Raw genomic sequence first — 25,629 nt, 5'->3', positions numbered from 1 at the left:
GGGCTTTTTTTTGGAGGTTACATGATGTACCGCCTCGCCAGAACGGCAATATTCCAGTTGGACCCAGAGCATGCTCATGATCTGGCAATGAAAAATCTTAATCGCTTTACTGGCACTCCTCTCGATATTTTCTATCGTCAAAACCTTCCTCCTCGTCCTACTCAAGTAATGGGACTGCATTTTAAAAATCCTGTAGGTCTTGCTGCCGGTCTTGATAAGAACGGTGAGTGTATTGGCGCATTCGGTGCAATGGGTTTTGGCTTTATCGAAGTAGGTACGGTGACACCTCGCCCGCAAGATGGAAACGACAAACCGCGTTTGTTCCGTGTTATCCCAGCAGAAGGGATCATTAACCGCATGGGCTTCAACAACCATGGGGTAGATGCGCTGGTTGAGAACGTGAAGAAAGCAAAATACGACGGCATTCTTGGTATCAATATCGGCAAGAACAAAGATACACCGCTTGAAAACGGTAAAGATGACTACCTGATTTGTATGGATAAAGTCTATGACCATGCAGGGTACATTGCCGTGAACATTTCTTCTCCAAACACCCCAGGACTTCGTTCACTTCAGTACGGTGAGGCACTGGACGATCTGCTTTCTTCGCTTAAAGCACGTCAGAAAGAATTGGCAGATTCACGTGGTAAGTACGTTCCGCTCGCATTGAAAATTGCACCGGATATGAACGAAGAAGAATTGGTTCAAGTAGCAGACTCTCTCGTTCGTCATGGTATCGATGGTGTTATCGCAACAAACACTACATTAGATCGCTCGCTGGTGGAGGGGATGCCTCATGCACACGAAGCGGGTGGTTTGAGTGGTCGTCCTGTTCAGAACAAGAGCACTGAAGTCATTCGTCGTTTGCATCAAGAACTGAATGGCAAGCTGCCTATCATTGGTGTAGGTGGTATCGACTCAGTGATGGCCGCAAAAGAGAAAATGATGGCAGGCGCAGAGCTTGTTCAAGTTTACTCTGGTTTCATTTACCACGGCCCACGCTTAGTCAAAGACATTGTCAGAAACATTTAGTCCGTAAAACGAACAAATCCAGAGAAAAGGGGAATTTTGTTTCCCCTTTTTTTTTGTTTTTTCGCTATTAAACTTCTGAAAAAGCACCTTAATTTCAGTGGTCACGGACCGATTCTCTGCAGGCGCAGGAGCGAATTATGTTGAAACCCAATAACGCATGGAAGTGGTACTTCGATAAAGAAGCTGAGCTGTTAATGCTAGATTTGGGTCAAGATATGGTCTTCCGTGTCGCCATTGAAAAGAAGCATCTTATCCCCGATGCGTTTGTTGATACCCCATTTTCAGTCGATGACGCATCACTCTTTCAAGCTTACTACGAAGCAGTAAGCGTATTACCGCTTTCAAGCCCACGCAGGGCGGAATTGGTATTAAACGCAGTGGCAGCAAACCGCTTCCATAAACCGTTACTTCCAAAGAGTTGGTTTTTCAAAACCGTAGAAGGCCATGCAACGCCAGCTGCAGGCTCTATTGTTGAGCTACAAACCGACCTAGGCAGCGAAGCTTTCCTGGTGATTGAGAACTCTGGATGCGCCTCTTTGTGCATGCATGCAGGGGAATCACCATTGGCTTTGACTGAAACAAAACAAATGCGGTTCTGTGAAGCGATAAAAGTAATGAATGACCGACTATCAACATACGAAGAGCAATACGATAGTGGCAGTGGTCATTATGCGTTGGTAGGCTGATGCAGCGATGCATCAGCCTTTTTCTTTCCCCACCCAGTAGCTTCTTAAACATCCTTGACTGTTCCCCAAAAGGCGGCCCAATCAACGTTTGATAGGGCGAGCTTTCTGCGTGTCTTAATCTGTATTGCATCTGTCAAAAGCAGGAATACAGCACGGTGATACACGAAAAATCGCCGCATTCAACCATCAAAACCCTAAACACTAAAGTGATGTTCATCACATTAATTCATCAATTCTGATTATTTTCTCTGCGTTCACATCGCGTAAAACTCCCATTTTCTACTCAAAATAAGAAACAAACTTGTCCATATTTCCGCATTTATATCGCGAAATTCGCCACTGGTATATACCAATAATAAAGAGGTTTAACTGGTTCCGCTCAGGAAAGAATTGATTGAGATTGTTGACAGTGCTTGTTTTGAATCGCAATGCAAATAGTGAGGTTGTGGATAAGTGTGTGCTTACTTAGTGTTCCATTAGCTTGAGAGGGAGTAGCTTGATTTGGGGTGTTAATTGCCGCGTTTAGTCTTGATGTGATTGTTTCCTGGAGTAAACCTAATTTCACCTGTGGATAACTAAAGTTGGCGGTGGAGTTGATGATAGATAGAGTCAAATGCCGGCTCCGTGTGTAGCAAACAAATGACTTATTGAAGATTAATCCCAGTTAGTAGAGCGCGGCACTGGCATTTCAGTTATAATCGCGCGCAACATTCCTCAGCATCCATATCCATGAATCAATATTTAGCAATTACTTCCCGCGGTTTAGAAAACCTGTTAGCCGAAGAACTAGAACAACTGGGCGCCAGCAGCGTTAAAGCAGTTAACGCCGGTGTGCGTTTCCGCGCGGATGAGAAAACCCTTTACACGTGCTGTTTATGGAGCCGCACGGCATCGCGATTCATTCTTGTTCTGAGTGAGTTCGCAGTTCGCGATGACATGGACCTGTATCTTGGTGCAACGGCTGTTAACTGGCCGCAGTACTTCAGCGAAAATAAACGTATTGCTGTCGACTTCAACGGTACTAACCGAGAAATCCGTAACAGCCAATATGGTGCATTAAAAGTAAAAGACGCCATCGTTGACCGCTTTGTGAAAGCGGACTTAGCGCGCCCAAGCATCGACCGTGAACAACCGGATCTGCGCATTCACATGCGTTTGTCTAAAGAGAATGGTCTGTTGGGTATCGACATGGTTGGTAGCGGTTTGCACCAGCGTGGCTACCGCACCGAAGCAGGCGCAGCACCTCTGCGTGAAACCAATGCTGCGGCTCTGGTGAAAAAGAGCGGTTGGACATTTGATAAGCCATTGCTTGACCCAATGTGTGGTTCAGGCACCTTGCTGATCGAAGCCGCTATGATGGCAGCTCAGGTGGCACCAGGCCTAAAGCGTAAGCGTTGGGGCTTTGAGTCACTGAAATCCTTCAAGCGCGAAGAGTGGATGGAAGTGCATGCGGAAGTCACTTTCAAATCGAAGAAGGGCCCTGCAACGTGTAACTCACGCTTCTACGGCTTTGATAACGATCGCCGCGTGCTTGAAACTGCGAAAGCGAACGCACGTCGCGCTGGCGTTGCTGATCTGATTGAATTTGAACTGGCTGACGCGGCTGATCTGACAAAGCCAGAAGGCTTCGAAGAAGGCGTGATCATCTGTAACCCACCTTACGGTGAGCGTCTCGGTACGACGCCAGGTTTGATTGCGCTTTACACACAATTGGGTGTTCAGCTTAAAACAAACTTCAAGGGCTCTATCGCATCAATTTATTCAGGTTCAGATGAACTGCTGAGCTGTTTGCGTATGCGTGCAGAAAGCACCTACAAGCTGCGTAATGGTGCGCTTGATTGTGTGATGAAGACTTACCAAATCACAGCACGTGGTGAGGTGACGGCGTCACAAGAAGGTCAACCAGCACCTGTTGCAGACGTTGCGCCAGAGTTTTCAAACCGTCTTCGCAAGAACATTAAGAAGCTTGAGAAGTGGGCGAAACAACAAGACATTGAATGTTACCGTTTGTACGACGCTGACCTGCCAGATTACAACGTGGCCATCGACCGTTACGCGGATCAAATTGTCATTCAAGAGTACGCGCCGCCTAAGTCGGTACCTGAAGAAAAAGCCCGCCGTCGCCTGTTGGATGTTGTTCGCGCCACGATTACGGTTACTGGCGTTAACGCAAACAACGTTGTGCTGAAAACGCGTGAAAAGCAAAAAGGAACCAACCAGTATCAGAAACTGGGTGAAGCAAAACGCTTTATGCAGGTTCAAGAGTACGGTGTGAAACTGGAAGTGAATCTACAAGATTACCTAGATACGGGTTTGTTCTTGGATCACCGTTACACCCGTAAAATGCTGGGTGAGAATGCAAAAGGTAAAGATTTCCTTAACCTGTTTGCTTACACCGGCACAGCAACTGTGCATGCTGCAGTTGGTGGTGCGCGATCAACCACGACCGTTGACATGTCCAAGACATACTTGGCTTGGGCAGAGCGCAACATGAAGCTTAACGGTAAAGTAGGTCGTCAGCATCAGTACATTCATGCTGACTGCTTGAAGTGGCTATCAGAAGAGAAAGGCCAATATGACCTTATCTTTATCGATCCACCGACGTTCTCGAACTCTAAGCGTATGGAAGATACCTTTGATGTTCAGCGTGATCACATCAAGCTAATGACGGATCTTAAACGTATGCTTCGTCCACTTGGCGAAATTGTTTTCTCTAACAACAAGCGTCATTTCAAAATGGACATGGAGCAACTGGACGCTCTAGGTCTGAAAGCGCAAAACATCACAAACCGCTCAATTCCAATGGACTTTGAGCGTAATAAGCAAATCCATAACTGTTGGATCATTACACACAAGGAAGGTTAATGGCCTTAGTCCTTTACAGCACGGAAGGCTGTCATCTTTGCGAAGATGCGAAGGCGTTGTACGAAGCAGTGGGTAACACCACTGCTTTATGCATTGTAGATATTGCCTTCAACGATGAACTCTTTTCTCGTTACGGTGTCACCATTCCCGTACTTTCTCATCAAAATGAAAGCGGTTCAGTTGTCGACGAACTGGGCTGGCCTTTTGATCATTCCGAATTAGAAACTTGGTTAGTGAAACATGGCATTAATTAATATCACCAACGCTCAGCTGGCGTACGGAGATAATCCTCTTCTTGATCACGCAGAATTTGTTCTTCAGCCGGGCGAACGCGTTTGTCTTGTAGGCCGCAACGGTGCGGGTAAATCGACCATGATGAAGGTAATTCATGGTACCGTGCAGTTAGATGATGGTAGCATCATCCGTCAGCAAGATCTTAAAGTCTCTCGCTTAGAGCAGGATCCACCACGTGATGCTGAAGGTACTGTGGTTGATTACGTGGCTGAAGGTTTGGCACAAGTGGGGGCTCAGCTAAAGGAATATCACGAACTGCTGGCTTTGATTGAAACTGACGCAAGCGAAAAGAACATTAATCGACTCGCACGAGTACAAGATCAACTTGAGCATTCTGGTGCATGGCATTTTGAGAACCAACTTACAGCTGTTCTGGGGGCGTTGAAACTAGACGGCGCTAAAAAACTGTCGGAACTCTCAGGTGGCTGGCAGCGCAAAGCAGCACTAGCTCGTGCTCTGGTGTGTGAGCCTGATGTGCTGCTACTTGATGAACCTACTAACCACTTAGACGTGGCAACTATTCTGTGGCTTGAAACCTTCCTGAAGGACTTCAAAGGCGCAATCATCTTTATCTCGCACGACCGTGCCTTCATTCGATCAATGGCTACGCGCATCGTTGATTTGGATCGCGGCAAGCTATCTTCTTGGCCGGGTGACTATGAGAAGTACCTTGAAGGCAAAGAAGAGATGCTTCGTGTAGAAGCCGAGCAAAATGCTGAGTTTGATAAAAAACTGGCGCAAGAAGAGACTTGGATTCGTCAAGGCATCAAGGCGCGTCGTACCCGTAACGAAGGTCGTGTGCGTGCCCTAAAGCAACTTCGACGCGAGCGTTCAGAGCGTATCGAGGTACAAGGTAACGCAAACCTGCAACTCGATGAGGCCGTTAAATCTGGTAAGACTGTCTTCGAAGCTGAGAACATTGCCTATCAGTGGGACGGTAAGAAACTCATCAATGACTTTAGCTTCAACGTTATGCGCGGCGATCGTATTGCACTGATTGGTCCTAATGGGTGTGGTAAGAGTACGCTGCTTAAGTTGATGCTTGAGCAACTCAAGCCAGAATCGGGTCGCTTCCATGTCGGTACCAAACTTGAAGTGGCTTACTTTGACCAATATCGCGAGAAGCTTGACCCTGAAAAGACCGTCGTTGATAACCTGGCAGAAGGTAAACTCGAAGTTGACGTTGGTGGTCGTAAGCGTCACGTACTTGGTTATCTTCAAGACTTTTTGTTCCACCCACGCCGCGCTCGTACGCCGGTTAAAGCACTGTCTGGTGGTGAGAAAAACCGTCTTTTGCTGGCGCGTATCTTCCTTAAACCGTGTAATCTGCTTGTTCTCGATGAACCAACGAACGATTTGGATATCGAAACGTTGGAACTTTTAGAAGAATTGCTTGCCAACTATCAGGGTACCTTGCTGTTAGTGAGTCACGATCGTCAGTTCGTCGATAACACAGTGACTCATAGTTGGATTTTCGAGGGTGACGGTGTCATCCGAAAGTTTGTTGGTGGCTATCACGATGCGATGCAGCAGCGTGAGAATTACTTGAAAACAATCGAAGCAGAAAAGCCAAAGGCAAAAGAAACGCCGAAGGCGGAAGAGCCGAAAAAACAAGCGAATAGCAATAAAGCAGGCAAAAAACTGTCTTACAAGTTGCAAAGAGAGCTTGAAGCGCTTCCACAGATGCTTGAAAACCTAGAGAATGAAATCGCGCAATTACAGGAATCGGTGAACGATCCTGCGTTCTTCCAGCAAAGCAACGAAGAAACGCAACCTGTTCTGCAAAGACTCAGTGAAGCAGAAGCAGAACTGGAAACGGCGTTTGAACGCTGGGAAGAACTCGAAGAAATGCAAAAGGAATCGTAATGCAGTTCAATACATTCAAATTATCAGCGATCGCCTTGGCGGTCGCTAGCCTGCCAACTATCGCAAATGCCGCTGTATACACAGTTGAAAGAGTAGATAACGCGTCAGCATCCGAGTCCGCAAAAGCTACGGCAATTTCACCAAACTCTAGCAGTGTGGGGTATGAAATTCTGTCTGGACCAGAAGGGATCGACTATTCTCAGGAGAATCCTTACTTTATCGATAATGAACACTTCATCAATAATTGGAGTGATCTAGAGAGCTATTGTTCTAACTATCTAGGCTATGCAACTTGCTCAGAATGGGCGAACGAACAGTGGTATGGAGTAAAGTCTTCGGGGGAGATCTGTAGTGCTGAAGATCATGACGCGAATGTTTGCCTGGGGGGCTTAAAGTCAGAGATTGATGCTTGGGGTGAAGGATACACAAGTAACAGTCGAGCTTTTACTACTGTTCAAATTAACCCTTTTGGGGATAATGGTGTTTCCAACCCACCATCAGGTACTAGACTCTCGAACTCTACAAATGTAGTTATCCATCAAGTTGATGATTCCGGTACGGCTATTGGTTCATCAAGTAGCCCATACTATCAGTCTTCAAATTTCGCTAGAGCTTTCAAATTGCGTGGATTTAATGGTTCAACAGAACTACTCCCACCAACAGGTTCATCGCAAGTGATCACCGCAATTGGCCAAACCAATGCAAATGGTTCAATTGACCTAGGTAGTGGCCGGATCATTACCTTTGGTTCTGCATCTGTGCATAACATGGCAAATCCTGGCTTTGATCAAAAATGGCCTGAAGGGGCAGGTGTAAATCTTTTCTCATGCTCCCAAACCGCAAGTTATTCAGATAGATCATGCCAATATTTCCAATTTGCTAATCAAGCATCTGTTTGGGTTTCCGACTTCGGTAGTCCTGCAAACGCCCGAACAATCGTAGATTTCCCGAATGGGTTTGTGAGGAATGACGAGACGGCTCAAGCCTCTATTTACGGTGCGACATTTGTTAATGGGGCATCGTCTCCAACGCTTGTTGGGTACAACACATACGATAACGATGCTTCTTTACGCGTGCCGTAAAATATACGCCAATTGCCGATTTCGCAAATTGTATCGACGATTTAAATACAGATTCAACAAAGCGCTGCTGGACAATGACTCTGATTCCAAACATCGATGTTCGGAACGGTAATAATGAGCTGATTTACAGTTATACCGTAGCGACAGACATCAATGATACTGGAGTTGTGGTTGGGGTTGCCAAAAACTACAACCTACAAAATGGTTCTTATGCAGAGAATATTTTTGTGAACAAGGATAACAACACGACAGTTCTCCAGTCTTCACAAAGCAATCTATTCTTTTACGGCTACAATGCGACTGCTGCATCTATCAACAACAATAACGAGCTAGTTGGTAAAGTTGATATTGAAAACGTTCAGGATCGCTCTCGCAAGCAACGTGGGTACATCTATCTCAATGATGACGCTCAGTATCTAGCTACTACTTTTGATAATACGAGAGGTTGGTTACTAGATGATTTGACCAACGATGGTAACGTCAATGGTGAAGCTAATAAGTACCGTATAGCAGAAGCTTTTGATATCAATAATAACGGCGACATTTCAGCATCCGCTTTTTACTGTGCATCTGGCTACAGCTCTACGGCACAAAATTCTTTGTGTAGAGAGAATGAGCAGCTGGTGGCAGTGAAATTAACACGGAACAACAGTGGTGATATTACTCCTCGCTCCGAAATCAACGAACCAGTACAGCGCAGTGGCGCAAGCTTCGGCCTAGCGGGCTTAGGTTTGCTGGTGTTGGGCGGTTTGTGGCGTCGTAAAAAGTAAGACTCATTTTTGGCTCATCTTCACAAATTTTTAGCGGGTGAGCCAATTCGCGCTTGATTAATTATCGACCATGTTTGACTCTTAATAGGTGCGGTTCATAAAAGATCAACTTGAATGAAACTGCACTGTAAAAGATTCATCCATCCAAGGATAAGAGGGCGGAAATATGAAGAGACAGAAGCGAGATCGTTTAGAGCGAGCACAAGCGAAAGGCTATCAAGCTGGTATGAGCGGTCGATCCTCTGAAACATGTCCCTATCAAGCCACGGACGCGCGAAGCCAATGGCTAGGTGGTTGGCGCGACGGCAGAGATACTAAAGCCACATCCATGAAATGAGACCCATCTTTCCACACTTTTAAGCCCCGATAAGGGGCTTTTACTTCACCTCATAGTGCACTATAACTATATGCCAATGGATACATTGCTTATTTAGGAATGGTTTATAACTATGCGAAATTGTTGAAATTATTTTCGTTGGACTTTTTGAAAGGTAGAAAGATGGTCCTCAGAAAAGAAGGCAATAAAAAACCGCCCATTAGGCGGTTTTTTTCAATCAGGCATTCTTTAGAAAGAAGAGGTATCTTGGAACAGACCGACTTTCAGGTCTTTAGCGACGTAGATTTCTTTACCATCTACCAGTACACGACCATCAGCAAGACCCATCACCAGCTTACGGTTAATCACGCGTTTCATCTGGATTTCATAAGTTACTTTCTTTGCTGTTGGCAGGATTTGACCAGTGAATTTCACTTCACCAACACCAAGCGCACGGCCTTTACCTTCGCCGCCCATCCAACCAAGGAAGAAACCAACGAGCTGCCACATAGCATCCAGACCCAAACAGCCTGGCATTACTGGATCGCCCGGGAAGTGGCAATCAAAGAACCACAGATCAGGAGTGATGTCCAACTCAGCGATGATAAAACCTTTATCAAAATCACCACCTTCATCTGTGATGTTTGAAATGCGATCCATCATCAGCATGTTAGGGGCTGGAAGTTGAGGACGACCTGGTCCAAAAAGCTCTCCCTGGCTTGAAGCTAAAAGGTCGTCTCTGTCGTATGAGTTGCGTTTCATTAGCATTATACTGCTCCTGCGAAAAGATAGGGGCAGATTAGCGTACACGTGTACGCCAAACAACTCGGATCAGTGGTGGTTTAACCAGTTTTTCAGCTTATTTATTAATGATGTGTGACGTTGCTCACCATGATGGAAAACGTCAATTCTGTTAGCTATTTTATCGAGAAGTGTTTCCGTTTCGCTGTTTTCGTCACCGCTAAATGGTAACCCGGTGATAAGTGGGAATGCTTCTTCAACGTTCTCCACTGCCCAAATATGGAATTGTCCTTCACGAATAGCATCAGCGACATCTCTAGTGAGGCACAACGCATCAAGATTAGTCTTAGGCAGAATAACGCCTTGTTCACCTGTCAGACCGCGATGCTCACAGATATGATAGAAGCCTTCGATTTTCTCGTTAATACCGCCTACGGCTTGCACGCGACCGAATTGGTCTACGGCGCCAGTAATTGCAACACTTTGGTTGATCGGTGTCTGAGATAGGGCACTGACAAAGGCACACAGCTCAGCTAGAGATGCGCTGTCTCCATCTACCTCACAGTATGATTGCTCGAACACAATTGATGCAGAGTAAGGAAGCGGCTCATCCAAATCCAATGCTGCACTAACAAAGGCTTGCATGATCATCATTCCTTTCGCGTGAATGTTGCCTGCAAGTTCCGCTTTACGTTCTACGTCAGAAATATCGCCATCACCGAAATGCACTACACAGGAAATACGCGCAGGCTCACCATACGCCATTGGGTGTCCGGGCATTTCAATCACTGTAAGGCCGTTAACCTGGCCAATATGTTCGCCACGGGTGTCGATAAACACTTGCCCTTTGTGGATGTCATCAACGGCGCGTAGAGGCAGGTAAGACTCACGGTAATATTTCGCTTCAATCGCTTCTTGAACATCATCCTGAGTGATTTCAGCACCTTTAGCGTGGAAGTCTGCTTCACGGAGTAGATTCTGAATCCACAATGGGCAGAGAGGCATACGAGACTGATCTTCGCAGTATCGTGCGCCAGCTTGCATGAAGCGTTTGGCTGCGGCTGATGTCAGTGGCTTCAGGCCATAACTCTCTTGGAATCCTTTCAAGACAGACAGGTAATCTTCAATTGTATCTTCGGTGAGATAGAGGTCTTGCTCGTATTCGGTATAGATTGCGAGTTTGTGAAGTTCAGGCTCGCCAGATTCAAAATCTGCCATCAGAGAGCGATCGCCGACTATCACGACGCGAACGGAAAGCTGCTCAGGTTCAGGTAACTCACAATACACATCCGGCTTTGCGCTTTTCCATGGGAGAGAGTTCGTCGAAAGTACAGACTTCAAACGGCTCCACATATTAGGATAACTGACGATTGACGTCAGAGAGAGTAGAAGCACGCCGCCATTTGCTTTGTGAATCAACCCTTCAACTTTGCGTGACGTTGTCACATCATCAGTGTTGGGATAAACTGTGCCAAAGAGTTGAGTTTCATCAACAAGTTCCGCCACAACCACGGGCATACCGGAATCAGATACGTTGTTATCAACGATAGATTTGAGAATAGAAAAGTAGTCTGCAACATCTGGCGCTGTAACGAGTAGCAAACGAGGGAAGTGTTGCTCGTGAACCAATCGCTGAACGCTATTTCTCAGTCGTGGCTGTAAAGTGCACGGAGAAGCAGGGTTGAGCGATGCGAAATTTTCAATGTGCTGCTCAACGTGGGAAAACTGAGGAACAACGGACTGCCAGGATACTTCTTGCATACGTTTGTGATTCAACTTTAATTTAATCGTCATTACGCGAAGTATAAAGGAATCCGAGGCTGCAAAATAGCGAAGATAAGCACCTGTAAGAAATCGGGAAACCGATTGACGAAAGAGCATCCTCAGGCAGAACAAAAATACACGGGTAAACCGATCAATGATCGCAATATTCTCTCAAAGCGGTTTGATTAAAATATCATCTACTGTTACGCTGTAACTGTATTTCACTATTAATTTTGCTCTCAACAATAACAATCGAGTTATTATGAAATATCAACAACTTGAAAACTTGGAAGCGGGTTGGAAATGGACTTACTTGGTCAAGAAGCATAAAGAGGGAGCCAACGTCACTCGATATGTTGATACCAGTGAGATTGATGCTTCGGTGAAAGCACTTCTTGCTCTAGAGCATGAGCCAACCAAAGTGATTGAGTGGATTCAAGCGCATATGTCACCGGCACTTGATGTAAAACTTAAGCAGGCAATTAGAGCGAAGCGTAAACGTCACTTCAATGCCGAACAAGAGCACACGCGCAAGAAATCGATAGACCTCGACTTCCGTGTATGGGAAAAACTGTCAACGAAAGCCCAAGAGCTCGATGCGACGCTTTCTGATACCATCGAATACCTGCTTTCTGAGGCGAACAAATCCAAAAACGCCAATAAGAAAGTAGATGCACTGAAAAAAGATCTGAGTAGCTTGTTAGATTTGTAAGGTGAGGGTATGGAGTACTTTCTTGCAGCCAGCTTTATCGCGCTATTTGTCTATATCGCCATCGATCGTCCAATCGTTCTCATTCAGTTTAAAGATGGTGAAATCGTTAAGAAGAAAGGGAAGATTCCGCACGGGTTTCTCAACGATTGTGCAGAAATAAGTAAGCGTACGCCGTTTACTGGCACGATTAAGGTTTACCGAAATCGCTTCAATCCCGCCAAGTTAGTCTTGTCGAAAAGCATTGATCACAAGGTGCAGCAGCGCATCAAGAATGTATTTCCACACAAGTCCTTCAAATGACGCTAGTGACGCCTTTGGCCTTTCGCTTAACGCGAGGGGCCGATCTTAAACTATCCATCCTTTCTGCTGTTCAGAACAATCAAATCTCTGCAGGTTGTGTTGCATCACTTGTGGGTTGTCTGTCCAAACTCGTCATCCGTTTAGCTGATGGTTCATCAGAGAAGGTGTTCGACGAACCACTCGAAATCTTATCGTTAAATGGAACTCTGACGCCCAACCATGTTCATTTGCATATCAGTGTCTCCGATTCAGAAGGACGAGTTTGGGGTGGCCATCTTATGGAAGGCAGTATTGTCAGCCATACCGCAGAGGTGTGTTTGTTTTCTTTCCCTAGAATGTCTTTCTCAAGAAATTTCGACGCATCGACCGGTTACACAGAGCTGGTGGTATCTAAGCTGCTGAACGAACAGTGAATAATTGAAATATTCATTTTTATGATTGTATATGCACTTGTGTTAGAAAAAACTCGGGAAAATAAAAAACAAAAATGACATTGTACTCACTAATTCGCATAAGGTACTGGTGGGTAATACTTTTCTTTGAATCTATTCTTTTCACCTTAATGCACTATAACTATTAAGCGTTAGCCTGTCTTTTTGTCGCCACATTTTGCCTTTATCCATCACAGTTAATCCCCGAACTAGACAGATTGATTTGGTTTAATTTGCGAAATCTAGTGAGAAGCAGGGTTGGCAAATGTACTCATTCAAAGTGTTACGTGTTCGGATAATTGGCTCTCTGGCTGATTGGAGCCTCGCCATTGTGATGGCTTTTATCATGTGCGGTTCGGTTCAGGCTACTGAGCAAGAAAAGGGGCTATTCATACAATCTACTGATGAGCCAGAAAGCGTGTGGACGGAGGCTCCACAACTTTCGACTGAAACAAACATGGTCATTAATGGCATCGTTAATCGTGCTGAAGTGACACAAACCTTCACCAATCCAACTGAAGAATGGGTAAATGCCAGGTATGTGTTTCCTTTACCACAAGAAGCGGCAGTAGACAGGCTATTTATCCGTGTTGGTGAGCGTGTTATCGAAGGCGAGATCCAGCCTAAGAAGAAAGCTCGAGAGAGTTTTAATCAAGCGGCGCGTGAAGGAATGCGTGCCTCACTTGTAGAGCAACATCGCTCTAACTTGTTTTCGACCGCAGTTGCAAACGTTGGTCCGAGAGAAACTATCGAAGTCACGATCGAATACCAAGAACTCGTCACCTATGAAGATGGTGAGTTCAGTCTGCGTTTCCCAACTACTTTCACTCATCGCTATATACCATCTCGAGGAGCGGCACCTCTTATTTCAGAGAGCAACGCGCCGCTGCTCAAGTTACAAAACGGTTGGGCAGTAGCGAACACTCGTGTACCTGATGCTAATGAAATTACGCCAAATCAGCGAGCCCCGTTGTTAGAAGATCCGATTTCGTTCGACCTGTCGATAGACATAAACATGGGATTGCCTATTGAAAATATTGATAGCGACTCTGCGTCCTTGAACATCACTGAAATCTCTCCAACGCGTTTTGGTGTGACACTTAGCGAAGTTGATATCGCGAACAGGGATTTCGAACTGACGTGGTCGCCAGTTAGCGACTCAGCACCGACTGCCGCCATGTTTGTAGAAGAAAAGAATGCCGAACAATTCGGGCTTTTGATGGTAGTGCCGCCAACTGAATTGTCTTCCAGTGTGCTGAACAAGAACACAACGTTTGTCATTGATGTATCCGGCTCAATGTACGGTGAGGCGATGGAGCAAGCGAAAGAAGCCGTTATTTATGGTTTAAACCGACTCAGTGCCAGTGACCATTTCAACATCGTTTACTTTAATGATCAGGCGTTTCGACTTTCGCCTCAACCTTTGCCTGCATCGTTATCGAACATCGCCAAAGCCACGCAATTGGTTAGACAACTTCAGGCTGATGGTGGCACTGAAATGTTGAATGCGGTTGATGTGGCCTTCGACATTCCGACCATGGAAAGTGCGCTTAATCAGATCATATTCATCACTGATGGCGCGATAGCGAATGAGGCCGAACTCTATGCGGCGATTTCTAATGGATTAGGCTCACGACGTTTGTTCACTGTAGGTATTGGTTCTGCGCCGAATAGTGGCTTTATGCAAAGAGCTGCTATTACAGGAAAAGGGACATTTACCCACATTGGAAATCTACGCCAAGTCAGCAAACAGCTGGAGCTCTTGTTTCAGAAGCTTTCTCGCCCTGCGATGCAAGATATCGTAATGAATTGGCAAGACGGTTCTAACGTTGATGCATGGCCTTCACCCATCCCTGACTTGTATTCCGAGCAGCCACTTGTTCAGGTTTTCAAAGTTGCTGATGGCAAGAACGCGCTGGTGATTAACGGAAAACTGGGCGGGCAGACATGGACGCAAGTGGTTGACCTTTCTTCAGTACAACCGAGCAAAGGGACAGGGCTCGACGTGCTGTGGGCTCGGAAGCAAATTGAGAGTATTGCTTTGAACCCCAACTTAGATACCGCGGTGAAAGTACAAAAAATCACTGACCTTGGATTGGCACACCATATCGTTACTCAACATACTAGCTTAGTGGCCATTGATAAGACACCAAACAGACCGCGAGATATAGCACCTCAGTCACATGAGATTAAACCTATGCCGCCCAAAGGAAGTGGAATGATGATTCAAAGTGGTTTGGGGAGTGATCGCTCAATAATTCTCGGTGCAATTCTCCTGATGCTTAGCGTTATAGGGTTCAAGGTTTTCAGCAAAACAAGTGACAGTGCTAAGAATAAATGCATCCAAGAAGGAGTAGCCCAGTGAAAAACGTGATGAAACTAGGCTGCGCAGCGTTATTGGTTTTAGGAACTATCACCATGTCACACGGAATCTTTATCAAAGCGAAAGCGCAACTCGCTCAATATCTCATCAGCCATGCATGGGATAAGCAGCAAAACAGCAGAGTAAACGAAAAACCATGGCCTTGGGCCGACACATACCCCATTGCCAAATTGAAATGGGGTAACCTGCCTGAACAGCTTGTGTTGTCGGGCGCGAATGCCAGAAATCTAGCGTTCGGGCCGGTACTACAAATGAATACGGCACAACCTGGAAGAAGAGGGAACGTCGTAATTTACGGACATAATGACACGCACTTTTCAACACTGAGCAACGTCACTGTGGGCGACCAAATAAAGCTGGAAACGAAAGTAGGGACGCAAGTGGTTTATGAAGTGTCGTCAGTGCATGTGGTGGATGAATCTGACACTTATTGGATTGAAGACCTTGGGGATAATCGGTTAACGCTTGTCACCTGCTATCCATTTGATGCTCTTGAAGTGAACGGTCCCGACAGGTACGTCATAGTTGCTCATCCAGCATTTGATATAGAAGATTTCAGCGACTTTTCTTTTGGTACAAACAATCAATTCCTCGCGAACAAAGGCAGTCAGCTACTCTAATAAAAACAACCTAATGCACTATAACTATTTGGTCGTCATGTTCAAACTAACCAAAAGATAGAGGTTTAATCTATCACACCGATAAACGTAGGAACTGATGATTAAACACCTAAAATTTCATACAAAAAAAAGGACGCATTTGCGTCCTAATGGGAGGTAACAGAGACAGTAATGTAGTTATTGTGCGCAGCATATCAGATTGCCCATGCGTTTCATAACTCATTAAAAACACACAACTTACTGATGTCGCTATCCTGTTAATCAAAACTTAGTACATGGGCCAAGTACCACAAGTTGAAGCTTCAAATCTTCGACGTTGATTCATGAAAAATGTAAATTCATCGGACTCGGTAAACACTCTCGCAGCATGATAGCCATTATGCGAACTATTGCTATCAGTTTATGCAATAACGATAACTGTGGGCTATTTAAAATTCATATCAAGCATTGCATTGTGTTTGACTACAGAGTAAAGCCAAGGATGGCCCCCTAGAAACCCAGCTTATTTTGCCTGGTTTTTTATACCTGATGGAAGCAATTGTGCAGCGCGTGGAGAGCCTGCTTTTGAGTGCCTATAAAATAATGATGACAATGTGAAATATTGTTATCACTTCGCGCAGTAAAATGCATAAAATAGTGATTATGTTAATGTAGTGTATTACATTAAATCCCGGCTAGCTCTGCAAATAAGTTCCTCTATAACAATAATAGTTCTCTGTTGATAACTCTTTTCCCAGCTAATAGTCCCTTAGCTGGGTTTTTTTATGCCTGTAAGGCATGTATAAAAACATATACCTACTACCTAAAGGCGCGCAACGAATGCATGCTACACGTTTAGTATCAAAGTGGTGTTATAAAAGCTAAAAGGGATGCCGCAAGATAATCACAGCCTCATCACAATAAGTATCGATGAACTTCCGCAAAAGGTGGAAGATAACTCGGATTTGTGTCAAACAGATCGATTAACGACTAGTATTAACACTGCCTTTAGCTTGGCTAGAGTTGTTATAGATCAGCTCTTTGTCATTCATAGTTACCAACATATTTCTTATCCTTTAACGATTATTCGTGTAAAAAACTAGCTAAGGGAGACACCTAAACTTTGCAAAAAAGTGACATTACAACTTTCCCTTCACCTTAAAAGTTCGCTTTATCTATATTGAGAGATTGTGGCTGCTACAGTAGAAAATTGCTAGCAGATGCCGGTAGTACCTATGTGGGCGGCTTGTGAGCATCATCGGATGAGACAAAGGAACCTGTAATATAATGGCGACAATACGAACTATTGTCATTACATTGTGCAATCATCCATTCAAGGTAGTGCTTCTGTTCATGCGTTGTATTACATTTATTTCTAATAAGCATACTAATAAGTTCCTCTGCACTATCATCTCCTGTCGATGATGATTCCTTGCCCAGCTAAGCCTCCTTAGCTGGTTTTTTTTGCCTGTCAGGCATTAAAGCGGTAATGTCGTTATGCATGCTCATGCCTTTGCGTTAGCTAAGCAGCTGCAGGACGTCGAGTTTAGGAGGGAAGGGCGAATTACAAACGTCTTACTCTTTTCTTTGAGTTAAAGAAGAGGTCGGCCCAACAAGTTTGTTTAACATAAGGTGTTAGCACTCCCAGACCTTAATGATTTTCTGATATTAGATAACGTTAATCGGCTCGTCTGAAAGAAGACAAAGGCGGCAAATTGCCTGTGTTTTGATTCATACCAAACAGTCCTAAACAGTATAAGCTTATTTGTCATATCACTTAACCACTCGAATGCTATCTACATCAATCGTTGTGTAGTTAAACTCTTTGTCAATTCCGCCTAGGATAGCGACTTTGGTTTTGGGCGTTATTTGCATCTTGGTCAATCTCCACATGAATCACGCCAGTAACATCTTGAAAAATATAGATTTCACCACCAAGAGATAGGGTAATATAACCCGTAATTGATACAGGTTGATCATCGCTGAACATACCTGACCGTCCCAATAACATTGACTGGACCTGAAAATCCGCCCATAGCTGGAGGGACAACATTTTTAGCAAATACACCAGCAGAGAGCGTTGTTCCGAGAGCTAAAGCAGAAGCACAAAAATACGTTTTCTAAATAGCCTCGTTGATGAAAAGTTTCAATTTCGAGACAGCGCAAATCTACAACGGATTGTTTTACGAGTCACTTTTCGTTTCTGTAAGGTTACAATTAAGGATTAACCATCTGAATATGTTGAACTAACTTCCATTAATGTCAAACCTAAGTTCGCGTTAACTGATCAGAAGGATCGCACCTGGCACACTAGCGAAGCATTAGCCGATGCCTATAGCGGCCTATTTGAGTAAGCTTGCGAGAATCATCGAACGCGGCAAAGGCACTCGTAAATGTGAACTCTATTGACTAAATTACTGGCCATTTGTTGGCATACTTGGAAGCAATATCTAAGTTTATCTTATGTGAACGCCATATATATAGACAGCACTTGATGTTTTTGTAAATAATGTGAATGAAGGGTTTTAGAGGACTCTTCATTCATATGACTAATCAAAACTTTGTTTTGTCCCAGCCTTTACGGCTGGGTTTTTTATGTCTTTAGGTTATACCTTCAGTTAATTACACTTTTAAATTATTGATTTAAATCGAATAAAATAATCATTCAAGCCTTGTTAACCCGTTTTGCGCTTCAGGTGTTCAAACTATGAGTATCTTTATTCATCACGGTGCCCCAACATCAGGAGCTATCTGGTTACGCTTGCTGCCTGCAGTAAAAGCGGGGCGTTTGATTGCCACTAACGTTTGGGGAATAAACTTGGGGCGTATCAAGCTTGTTAAGTTCTGGCACTGGACACCGAAAGATGCCTTTCCGCTTATCGATGAATGCGAACTATTGTTATCGTCTTGCGTGATCTTCTTTCCATAATGACATTAATGCAATCAATTACATTACCCGCTTTTTTTACTAATGTGCATAAAGGCATTCAAGAGGTGGCTAGATTGATAGATGAACGTAATATTGATAAGCTAGTTAACGTAATCAATGAGATGATCACTAACAACCTAACATCTAATGGGTTTGTTGATTTTAGCTTTTGCTGCGGTGAGGAATATACGCCAAGCATAGCAAATGAAGCTACTCGAATTTTAAAACAGCAGTATGAAAAATTATCTTGGAACATCAGCATATCACTTACTAATAAAAACAAATGCATTCAAATCGTCATACAATAACGTTGATACTGATTTGATAACATACCAGTACGTTAAAAATGACAAACCCAGCCTTTATGACTGGTTTTTTATATCTTTAATTTGTATGATTAATCTTCACATTTAAAAAATGACGCACAAAAAAGTAGTCAATCTGTGGTTTGTATTTTAAGACAAAGCTAAAAAGCTTTGTGGTCAGTTGTATTAATTTGAAGGTGAAAAATGACTACGCATTGCTAGGTAAACAAAAACGCACAATCAAACGGTGATCATGAAGTTCATACTGGCACATGCTCTCATCTCCCTCAATTACATAATCGTCACTACCTTGGCTTATTCACGAATTACCGTGATGCGGTAAATGAAGCAAAGAAAACAGACTCAAAATCAAATGGCTGCTGCATCTGCAGCAATACTTGTCATACAGATTAAATATACAATGGCAGATAGAAGACCGATTAACCCTAACGTCAACGTACCTAAACCCGGCGGTGGAGAACAACCACGGGACCGAAACAATGATGGAAAGCTTCGCAAATAAAGAGAAAGGGACGTTAACACGTCCCTTTTTTCATGCCTTTTAGGCATAGAAGCAAGCGCGCAGCAAGGCACATGCCGAGCTCCTTGCTTAGTACCCTCAGAGCCAGAAGCGGCGTGTAGTCTACTTAGAAGCGTTTTTACGCCGTCTCATACAGTCCTGCTAGGCTGCTTTTTGTCCTTTTCATTTGCCAATACGTTGCGAATGGCTTCCGAGTCACGGCGAACCTTGTCCCTTGTTCCTTGATGCTTAGAGCTTCGGACATCTATTCGAATATTATGAATATAGATATTGCCACGCCGTCGAAATGTGCGACGCGCATATTCTAAAAATTCCCTAGCAAGAGTCATCGATTCAATGTAACAGCCTTTTTCGGTCAAATTACATATGGTCGTAACACCGATGTCTCTCAGAGTACTCTCAGGAACGCCATATTCGCGCAATTGCAACTTCTTAGGTAAGTACTTATTGGGAAGAATGACGGTGATAACTGCATACTCGACAAGGCTTTTGTCGTCGATATCGCCGGGTTGTTTGGGCATTGTTCCTCGTTTGGTAGTGGGCTGGGGCTAAAAAAGCCGCATGCTCTAATAGCGACTTTTGGTCTCAATATAATACTTGTTGCTGTTTCGTTAATTGTTCAATTATTTTTGCTTGTTCATGTATCGTCTTTTGGAGTTCTCGTACTTCGCCTTCTACTGAGTAAATTCTCCCCATGAGTTTTTCTTTATAACGTTAAAATCGAAGCCCACAGAACGTGGGCTTTTTTGTATGAATTACTGAACGATTCGAATGCTATCCACATCAATCGTTGTGTAGTTAAACTCTTTGTCGATTTCACCCAGGATAGCGACTTTGGTTTTTGGCGTTACTTGCTGACCAAACCATTTGTCATGGTCAATCTCGACATCAATCACGCCAGTAGCATCTTGAAAGGTATAGGTTTCACCACCGCGAGATTGGGTAATATAACCAGTGAGTGATACAGGTTGGTCGTCACTGAACATACCTGCATCTAAAACAGCTTTGACTGTACCAATCGCATTGACTGGACCAGAGAAACCGCCCATAGCTGGAGAGACAACATTGTTAGCAAATGCGCCAGCAGAGAGGGTTGTTCCAAAGATTAAAGCAGCAGCACAAAAATACGTTTTCATAAATAACCTCGTTAATGAAAGAGTCTCAAAGTAGAGACAGTGCAAATCTACAACGGTTTATTTTGCGAGTCACTTTACATTTTTGTAAGGTTTAGGATTTAGAATTAACCATCTGAATATATTGAGTTAATTAGTATATTAGTGCGCATTATCTGGTCTGGCGTTATGTTGAGGGATTGCGGTTGGCAAGGTTGCAAAGCGCTGGCCGATGCCGATAGCAGCTATGTGGGCGAGCTTGCGAGGATCATCGGACGCGGCAAAGGCACCCGTAACATAATGGCGATAATGCGAACTATTGTTATCAGTTTGTGCAATAACGATAAGTGGGGCTATTTGAAACTCATATTTAGCGTTACATTGTATTTGACTACAGAGTAATGCCAAGGACGGCTCCCAAAACCCAGCTTATTTCGGCTGGGTTTTTTTATACCTGCAAGGCATAGAAGCAAGTGCGTAGCGCGCAACGAGGCACAAGCCGAACGCCTAACCTAGAATCATCCTCAGAACCAGAACCAGCGCGTAGCCTTCATTGACAGGTTCTCGCGTGTTTTTTTATCGTTCAACTTTTCATGCAGCAAGATCATCCTGATGGGGGGCTTCCTTTTGTGGGCACTCATGTCATAGAGCGCGTTGATATAGAAACAGGCAAAAAACTCCCACCTAGCGTAAATCAAAAGATTTTAGAGGTTCATTCACCACTAAGCTAACAATCCGCTGTAACGGCAATAGAGTGCGCGTAGAGGGGAATCCTTCACGTTGGCAGCGTACGGTTTTACGTCTATTGATGACTGTGTGGCGATTTATAACCAAGTTCTCGCGAATTGAGACCAGTCCTTCGATACCGGACTGGCGAAACTGATTCATTAGCCGTTGAACCTGACGCTCAGTCAGTGACAACAGAGCAGCAGCAACTTTGCGTCTACACATACTGTTCGCATTATCTATCTTATGTTAAATGAGATATGCAGCTACGCGAAATCTGGTTCTCCACTGTCTGTAATGACCCTCTTTCTTCAACAATTTCAGTCTATTAAACGTAATTATCTATTTACCATAAAATAGATAATTACCAGCTTATTAATAAGCTGCCACTAAACATGGTTTACTGTCAGCTTCTTCATTCTCTGATGAATTATCTGGATTTGGACAAGTGCTGTTTGTGGAGATCGGATTCTGACGGGTTTGGATTGTGATATCGCTAAATCTAAACGCAGTTAGCGCGGAGATTTCTCGGTGCGCCGTATTCGCTTGATTACCTCTTACCTAAGGCCGGTACTTTTAATTGTCCTGCATTGTGCTCGCGATATCTTTTGCCAGTTTGTTCAAGGTAGCGCTCAACGCATCCACCAGTGCGGGATATCCCTCTGTTGCTAATGGCTCTTTAATCTCGAATCCTTTTGACATCACAATGTCACCGTTGGCATTCATCAAGGTCCATTCGCCTGCAATCGTGGCGTTTCCTTGGTAATCCCCATCAAATTGCACAACGTTAACTTGTAACGTCTTTGAGTCTAGCGCATTAAGTGCTGCGCTTGGCTCTGTTGGCCATATCGCTGCGTTTGTTCTTTTTAACTCTGCAGTCAACCGTTCGGAGATTTGTTCGGAGACATCTTCACCCCATAAATTATATTGCGCGATGACGACTTCGTTCTTTGCTGTCCTGTAAGCAAGGCCATTGTTAGAGAGATAATCAGCAACCTTGACTGGCTGCACGACCAATATGGGCTCTCCTTTTTTATAGACTCGTTTGCTGACATCGACAATTGGCAACAAATATGTTGTTGTCTTTGGTGTTGGCGTACTGCTGCAACCAACGAGAGAGAAAATTGCCAGGCTGAATATCAGTATTTTTTTCACTGTTTTCTTCCTTTTACAGGCATAGGATCCCCTTCAGGACTCTCTCCAAAGATTAACGAATCAGGCTTTTGATTAAGTTTTTGCATCAGCGGACCAAACTCATCCATGGCATCATTGAAGCTTTTCATCGTTTCTTGAAGCTGTTGATAAGACGCAGAATCAGGGCTAAACCCTTTCAACGTGATTTGCAGTTGCTGCAGCGTTTCACGAATTTCCTTCGGTAACTTCTGTGTTTCGTCTTTTTTCGCCAGCGTATCGAGACGCTTAAGAAGTGAATCCAGCTCCTTAGCCGCATTGTTTACGCTGCCTATCGTCTCTTGTGTGACAATCAAAGTATCATCTAAAGAGGTCAACACTTTCTCGACGGGAAGATTGTTCAACTTATTGAGAATGCTACCGATTTGGCGTTGAAATTGCGTAAAATCACCAGAAACGGTCGGAAAGTTACGATAGCCACGGTAGTTTTTTAGGTAGTCTTTATCGACTTCATCTTCATAGAAATCGGTGTCGATATACAGTGCCCCTGTCAGCAAGTTCCCTGTTTTTAGCGTGGCTCGCAATCCGCTTTTGAACTCGTTATCAAAGTCATCGATGAGTTCATTGGCTGTGATCGTCAGTGTTGGTTCAAGGATTCGTTCGATTTCAATGTGAATAAGCACTGGGATTTGTTTAGATGCAAACCCATGTTTTTTATCATTTAAATGAAGCGGTACTTTCTCTACGGTACCGATGCGAATGCCCCGATACTCAACCGGTGCGCCGGGATTTAGTCCTCGTACGGATTCGGAAAAGAGCAACGCATATTCCAGATAGTTATCGTACATCTGCTCTTGCACTTGCTTGATATCGTCAAACAATCGGAAGCTCGTCATCTGTTCTGAAATTGGGTATCCCGATGGCTGTCCTTTTGGCACTGCAAAGGTAACGCCTCCGCTAATCAAGGACTCTAATGACGCCACTTCCACGTCAAATCCTTGCGCATTGAGCTTAATGTTCAAGCCTGACGTCAGCCAAAAGCGGGTTTCGCTACGAATGAGTGAGTCATAGGGTTGAAAGATAAAAAGCTGATAAGCTGCCTTTTGCTTTTCGATATCAAAGTCCACATTTTCCACGCGCCCTACTGTGAATCCATCGAACAACACAGGGTCACCGACAGAGAGCTTTCCGGCTTTTTGCGCGTTGAGCACGACTCTTAAGCCTTTTGCATCAGGCGGTGCGACGGGTGGCACCTCGAGCACCGTAAACGCGTCTTCCTTTTTGTCGGATTGCCCGGGGCGCAGCGCGATATACGCTCCCGAAAGCAGGGTTTGTAAGCCTGACACGCCCTCTTTTCCTATTCGTGGTTTCACCACCCAAAAGGTCGAGTCTTCAAGTAACATTCGGTCGGCGTCTTTATCCATCCTAGCTTTAAGACAATGGCCGAGTAATCCTTATTGAGTGATACTTCTGTCACCACGCCAACTTTTACGCTCAGGGCGCGAATCTCGGTTTTTCCTGCTTCTATGCCCTCAGCCGTTTGAACATACAGCGTAATCAAGGTGCCTTGACTGGTTTGATATTGGTAAAGCATCCAAAGCCCAATTGCCAAAGAAACGATCGGCAATATCCACACGGCGGAGAATGACCGCCCTTTTTTAACTGTCGCTGTGACATCCTCTTGTTCATTCATTAGTCATCACTCATGCTGCTTGAACAGTTAATGCAGATGTTTCATTTTGCTTATTTGGCACGTAAGGTCCCCAAAATGTTCGAGGGTCGAAAATCAACGCAGCACACATGGTGAAGAACACCACTAACGCAAAATAAAGTGCCGCTGGACCTGGACTGATTGTCATCAACCCTTTCAAATTCACTAATGCAGAAAGCAGCGCGACAACAAACACATCGATCATAGACCAGCGCCCTACCAACTCTGTGAATCGGTAGTATTTGAGCTTTTTCATGGCATTACTATCACTCTCATATGTCGTCGCTTTTGATGATCGTAATAACCAAATCATGATGAACATCTTTGTCATCGGGACAAACACGCTCGCGATAAAGATGATCGACGCGACGGGATACGATCCTAACTGCCAAAGCAGGATAACGCCGTCCATGATGGTGGAACGTTCGGTGCTTCCGAGGCTAACTGTGTACATCATTGGATAGAGATTGGCCGGTATATAAAAGATGATTGCACTGAAGAGAAAAGACCACGCCCAGCTATCGTTTGTGCGCGGCTCATAATGATGCAGTTTACTGTCGCAACGGCAGCAATACGTTGGCAGTTTTCCCTTCGAATGAGGATTTATTTGATGGCACAAGCTGCAAGCGGTGTGATTGCTAGAAAGGTGCGTATCCCCTGTTTTTACATCGCCCGTTGAACAATGAGGTAACAGATTTTCCCAAAGCCATTCTTTGTCGATGGCGCGTGAAAAGAGCACCACGAGCGCGCTGTAAGCGGCATAACTCCAGAATGCACTTCCTAACTCTACGTCTGCCAACGCCGCGATTTTTACCAAGCTAACAATGACACCAATGAGAAAAATATCGACCAGCAACCATATTTCCACCCGAAAGACTAAGCGACACAGACGTTTGGCCACGTGATCAGGTGTTAAAGTGGCTTTCCCTTCCACCTTTTTCTCAGTTAATGCGAACAAGTACATCACGACAACGATATAAAGTGCCGGCAGGAAAATGACGGTAGAAAGCAAGAGTGCTGCAAGCGCATTGTTATCAAAGTGGCGAAATACCTGTAAGGCATCAATCAATGAAATTTGGTGGCTAATACCACCTGCGCTGAATGACATAAATGGAAAGGAACAACTCAATGCCAGCATCACCAAACATGAGATGCCAAACGCGGTAACTTTCGCAGAACAGTTTTCTACACGTCTTGCCAATGTGTGACCGCATCGCGGGCACGATGCTTTATGGCCGTTTCCAAGCGGCGGGATCGCAGATACCAGCCCACACTCGTGACAAGCGATTAATGTGCGTTCTGGTTTCGACATAAGCGAACTCGTTTAGCATGA

General features: G+C 44.5%; 21 protein-coding genes and 3 pseudogenes. 16 read left to right on the top strand and 8 right to left on the bottom strand.

Annotated features, from left to right (window positions below; all coding sequences use genetic code 11):
- Positions 1-21 precede the first annotated feature (21 nt).
- The 8 genes from pyrD (at position 22) to rmf (ending at position 8,932) form a co-directional block, all read left to right on the top strand.
- On the top strand, positions 22-1,032 hold the full coding sequence (pyrD, locus tag ATN88_RS18860) for a quinone-dependent dihydroorotate dehydrogenase (protein WP_067419214.1): 1,011 nt from the start codon (positions 22-24) through the stop codon (positions 1,030-1,032).
- A gap of 137 nt (positions 1,033-1,169) precedes the next feature.
- Positions 1,170-1,718: a cell division protein ZapC gene (locus ATN88_RS18855; RefSeq protein ID WP_067419213.1), complete on the top strand. Its 549-nt coding sequence runs from the start codon at positions 1,170-1,172 to the stop codon at positions 1,716-1,718.
- Positions 1,719-2,447: 729 nt separating this feature from the next.
- The gene (rlmKL, locus tag ATN88_RS18850) at positions 2,448-4,583 is read left to right on the top strand and encodes a bifunctional 23S rRNA (guanine(2069)-N(7))-methyltransferase RlmK/23S rRNA (guanine(2445)-N(2))-methyltransferase RlmL (protein WP_067419212.1); all 2,136 of its coding nucleotides are present in this window, start codon (positions 2,448-2,450) and stop codon (positions 4,581-4,583) included.
- The gene (locus ATN88_RS18845; protein WP_067419211.1) at positions 4,583-4,837 is read left to right on the top strand and encodes a glutaredoxin family protein; all 255 of its coding nucleotides are present in this window, start codon (positions 4,583-4,585) and stop codon (positions 4,835-4,837) included. The genes rlmKL and ATN88_RS18845 overlap by 1 nt, the downstream gene beginning before the upstream one ends.
- A complete protein-coding gene (uup, locus tag ATN88_RS18840; RefSeq protein WP_067419210.1) occupies positions 4,824-6,743 on the top strand; it encodes an ATP-binding cassette ATPase Uup in 1,920 nt (639 codons plus the stop codon). Before ATN88_RS18845 ends, uup begins: the two co-directional genes overlap by 14 nt.
- Positions 6,743-7,825 carry a DUF3466 family protein gene (locus tag ATN88_RS28400; protein ID WP_269748199.1) on the top strand — a complete coding sequence of 361 codons (1,083 nt, stop codon included), beginning with the start codon at positions 6,743-6,745 and terminating at the stop codon, positions 7,823-7,825. Before uup ends, ATN88_RS28400 begins: the two co-directional genes overlap by 1 nt.
- Before the next feature lie 74 nt (positions 7,826-7,899).
- Positions 7,900-8,595: a DUF3466 family protein gene (locus tag ATN88_RS28395; RefSeq protein ID WP_269748198.1), complete on the top strand. Its 696-nt coding sequence runs from the start codon at positions 7,900-7,902 to the stop codon at positions 8,593-8,595.
- A 166-nt stretch (positions 8,596-8,761) separates the two neighbouring features.
- A complete protein-coding gene (rmf, locus tag ATN88_RS25645; protein ID WP_078752376.1) occupies positions 8,762-8,932 on the top strand; it encodes a ribosome modulation factor in 171 nt (56 codons plus the stop codon).
- 228 nt (positions 8,933-9,160) lie between these two features.
- Here the strand turns inward: rmf and fabA are convergent, their stop codons facing one another.
- Together fabA and ATN88_RS18825 are read right to left on the bottom strand one after the other, a co-directional pair.
- Positions 9,161-9,679 carry a bifunctional 3-hydroxydecanoyl-ACP dehydratase/trans-2-decenoyl-ACP isomerase gene (gene fabA, locus ATN88_RS18830; protein ID WP_067419209.1) on the bottom strand — a complete coding sequence of 173 codons (519 nt, stop codon included), beginning with the start codon at positions 9,677-9,679 and terminating at the stop codon, positions 9,161-9,163.
- A 63-nt stretch (positions 9,680-9,742) separates the two neighbouring features.
- Complete coding sequence (locus ATN88_RS18825; protein WP_067419309.1) at positions 9,743-11,413, bottom strand: AAA family ATPase; 1,671 nt, start codon at positions 11,411-11,413, stop codon at positions 9,743-9,745.
- 265 nt (positions 11,414-11,678) lie between these two features.
- Between ATN88_RS18825 and matP the strand changes: the two genes are divergently transcribed.
- The 5 genes from matP to ATN88_RS18800 all read left to right on the top strand — a co-directional run bounded on the left by matP (position 11,679) and on the right by ATN88_RS18800 (position 15,862).
- Positions 11,679-12,128 (top strand): macrodomain Ter protein MatP, encoded by a 450-nt coding sequence (matP, locus tag ATN88_RS18820; protein ID WP_067419208.1) that lies wholly within the window; start codon positions 11,679-11,681, stop codon positions 12,126-12,128.
- 9 nt (positions 12,129-12,137) lie between these two features.
- On the top strand, positions 12,138-12,428 hold the full coding sequence (locus ATN88_RS18815; RefSeq protein WP_067419207.1) for a DUF3634 family protein: 291 nt from the start codon (positions 12,138-12,140) through the stop codon (positions 12,426-12,428).
- Positions 12,425-12,841, top strand: coding sequence for a PPC domain-containing DNA-binding protein (locus ATN88_RS18810; protein ID WP_067419206.1), 417 nt, complete (start codon positions 12,425-12,427; stop codon positions 12,839-12,841). The genes ATN88_RS18815 and ATN88_RS18810 overlap by 4 nt, the downstream gene beginning before the upstream one ends.
- A 283-nt stretch (positions 12,842-13,124) precedes the next feature.
- On the top strand, positions 13,125-15,224 hold the full coding sequence (locus tag ATN88_RS18805) for a marine proteobacterial sortase target protein (protein WP_067419205.1): 2,100 nt from the start codon (positions 13,125-13,127) through the stop codon (positions 15,222-15,224).
- Positions 15,197-15,862, top strand: a complete 666-nt coding sequence (locus tag ATN88_RS18800; protein WP_332308935.1) for a class GN sortase — start codon at positions 15,197-15,199, stop codon at positions 15,860-15,862. The genes ATN88_RS18805 and ATN88_RS18800 overlap by 28 nt, the downstream gene beginning before the upstream one ends.
- A gap of 1,807 nt (positions 15,863-17,669) precedes the next feature.
- Here ATN88_RS18800 and ATN88_RS27670 read toward each other — a convergent pair.
- Complete coding sequence (locus tag ATN88_RS27670) at positions 17,670-17,831, bottom strand: NirD/YgiW/YdeI family stress tolerance protein (protein ID WP_232313395.1); 162 nt, start codon at positions 17,829-17,831, stop codon at positions 17,670-17,672.
- 717 nt (positions 17,832-18,548) lie between these two features.
- Between ATN88_RS27670 and ATN88_RS25640 the strand changes: the two are divergent.
- A pseudogene (locus ATN88_RS25640) lies at positions 18,549-18,731 on the top strand (zonular occludens toxin domain-containing protein); the annotation flags it as partial.
- A 47-nt stretch (positions 18,732-18,778) separates the two neighbouring features.
- Positions 18,779-19,078, top strand: coding sequence for a hypothetical protein (locus ATN88_RS18790; protein WP_083539531.1), 300 nt, complete (start codon positions 18,779-18,781; stop codon positions 19,076-19,078).
- 666 nt (positions 19,079-19,744) lie between these two features.
- On the opposite strand, the gene ATN88_RS18780 is transcribed toward ATN88_RS18790, so the two are convergent.
- Positions 19,745-20,137 carry a hypothetical protein gene (locus ATN88_RS18780; protein ID WP_067419201.1) on the bottom strand — a complete coding sequence of 131 codons (393 nt, stop codon included), beginning with the start codon at positions 20,135-20,137 and terminating at the stop codon, positions 19,745-19,747.
- A gap of 234 nt (positions 20,138-20,371) precedes the next feature.
- Positions 20,372-20,752 (bottom strand): YgiW/YdeI family stress tolerance OB fold protein, encoded by a 381-nt coding sequence (locus tag ATN88_RS18775; protein ID WP_067419200.1) that lies wholly within the window; start codon positions 20,750-20,752, stop codon positions 20,372-20,374.
- A 569-nt stretch (positions 20,753-21,321) separates the two neighbouring features.
- Here ATN88_RS18775 and ATN88_RS27665 point away from each other — a divergent pair.
- Positions 21,322-21,571 (top strand): annotated as a pseudogene (locus ATN88_RS27665) (phage/plasmid replication protein, II/X family); the annotation flags it as partial.
- A 459-nt stretch (positions 21,572-22,030) separates the two neighbouring features.
- On the opposite strand, the gene ATN88_RS18765 reads toward ATN88_RS27665, so the two are convergent.
- The 3 genes and pseudogenes from ATN88_RS18765 to ATN88_RS18755 all read right to left on the bottom strand — a co-directional run bounded on the left by ATN88_RS18765 (position 22,031) and on the right by ATN88_RS18755 (position 25,608).
- Entirely contained in the window at positions 22,031-22,609 is a 579-nt protein-coding gene (locus tag ATN88_RS18765) for a PqiC family protein (RefSeq protein ID WP_067419198.1), read from the bottom strand.
- A pseudogene (gene pqiB, locus ATN88_RS18760) lies at positions 22,606-24,278 on the bottom strand (intermembrane transport protein PqiB). Before pqiB ends, ATN88_RS18765 begins: the two are co-directional and overlap by 4 nt.
- A 10-nt stretch (positions 24,279-24,288) precedes the next feature.
- On the bottom strand, positions 24,289-25,608 hold the full coding sequence (locus tag ATN88_RS18755) for a paraquat-inducible protein A (RefSeq protein ID WP_067419197.1): 1,320 nt from the start codon (positions 25,606-25,608) through the stop codon (positions 24,289-24,291).
- Positions 25,609-25,629: the final 21 nt, after the last annotated feature.

The sequence above is a fragment of the Enterovibrio coralii genome, assembly GCF_001559595.1.
GTDB classification, from domain to species: domain Bacteria; phylum Pseudomonadota; class Gammaproteobacteria; order Enterobacterales; family Vibrionaceae; genus Enterovibrio; species Enterovibrio coralii.
Note: the sequence above shows the minus strand (reverse complement) of the source record. Positions and strands in the feature narration are given on the sequence as shown.

What these genes read in the sequence shown, in the direction of transcription:
- ATN88_RS18810 (WP_067419206.1), top strand. Translation starts at nt 12,425, where the DNA reads ATGACGCTAGTGACGCCTTTGGCCTTTCGCTTAACGCGAGGGGCCGAT.
- fabA (WP_067419209.1), bottom strand. Translation starts at nt 9,679, where the DNA reads ATGCTAATGAAACGCAACTCATACGACAGAGACGACCTTTTAGCTTCA.
- matP (WP_067419208.1), top strand. Translation starts at nt 11,679, where the DNA reads ATGAAATATCAACAACTTGAAAACTTGGAAGCGGGTTGGAAATGGACT.
- ATN88_RS18780 (WP_067419201.1), bottom strand. Translation starts at nt 20,137, where the DNA reads ATGCCCAAACAACCCGGCGATATCGACGACAAAAGCCTTGTCGAGTAT.
- pyrD (WP_067419214.1), top strand. Translation starts at nt 22, where the DNA reads ATGATGTACCGCCTCGCCAGAACGGCAATATTCCAGTTGGACCCAGAG.
- ATN88_RS28400 (WP_269748199.1), top strand. Translation starts at nt 6,743, where the DNA reads ATGCAGTTCAATACATTCAAATTATCAGCGATCGCCTTGGCGGTCGCT.
- rmf (WP_078752376.1), top strand. Translation starts at nt 8,762, where the DNA reads ATGAAGAGACAGAAGCGAGATCGTTTAGAGCGAGCACAAGCGAAAGGC.
- rlmKL (WP_067419212.1), top strand. Translation starts at nt 2,448, where the DNA reads ATGAATCAATATTTAGCAATTACTTCCCGCGGTTTAGAAAACCTGTTA.
- ATN88_RS18805 (WP_067419205.1), top strand. Translation starts at nt 13,125, where the DNA reads ATGTACTCATTCAAAGTGTTACGTGTTCGGATAATTGGCTCTCTGGCT.
- ATN88_RS27670 (WP_232313395.1), bottom strand. Translation starts at nt 17,831, where the DNA reads ATGTTCAGCGATGATCAACCTGTATCAATTACGGGTTATATTACCCTA.
- ATN88_RS18855 (WP_067419213.1), top strand. Translation starts at nt 1,170, where the DNA reads ATGTTGAAACCCAATAACGCATGGAAGTGGTACTTCGATAAAGAAGCT.
- ATN88_RS18815 (WP_067419207.1), top strand. Translation starts at nt 12,138, where the DNA reads ATGGAGTACTTTCTTGCAGCCAGCTTTATCGCGCTATTTGTCTATATC.
- ATN88_RS18800 (WP_332308935.1), top strand. Translation starts at nt 15,197, where the DNA reads ATGCATCCAAGAAGGAGTAGCCCAGTGAAAAACGTGATGAAACTAGGC.
- ATN88_RS18845 (WP_067419211.1), top strand. Translation starts at nt 4,583, where the DNA reads ATGGCCTTAGTCCTTTACAGCACGGAAGGCTGTCATCTTTGCGAAGAT.
- ATN88_RS18775 (WP_067419200.1), bottom strand. Translation starts at nt 20,752, where the DNA reads ATGAAAACGTATTTTTGTGCTGCTGCTTTAATCTTTGGAACAACCCTC.
- ATN88_RS18825 (WP_067419309.1), bottom strand. Translation starts at nt 11,413, where the DNA reads ATGCAAGAAGTATCCTGGCAGTCCGTTGTTCCTCAGTTTTCCCACGTT.
- uup (WP_067419210.1), top strand. Translation starts at nt 4,824, where the DNA reads ATGGCATTAATTAATATCACCAACGCTCAGCTGGCGTACGGAGATAAT.
- ATN88_RS18755 (WP_067419197.1), bottom strand. Translation starts at nt 25,608, where the DNA reads ATGTCGAAACCAGAACGCACATTAATCGCTTGTCACGAGTGTGGGCTG.
- ATN88_RS18790 (WP_083539531.1), top strand. Translation starts at nt 18,779, where the DNA reads ATGCAATCAATTACATTACCCGCTTTTTTTACTAATGTGCATAAAGGC.
- ATN88_RS28395 (WP_269748198.1), top strand. Translation starts at nt 7,900, where the DNA reads ATGACTCTGATTCCAAACATCGATGTTCGGAACGGTAATAATGAGCTG.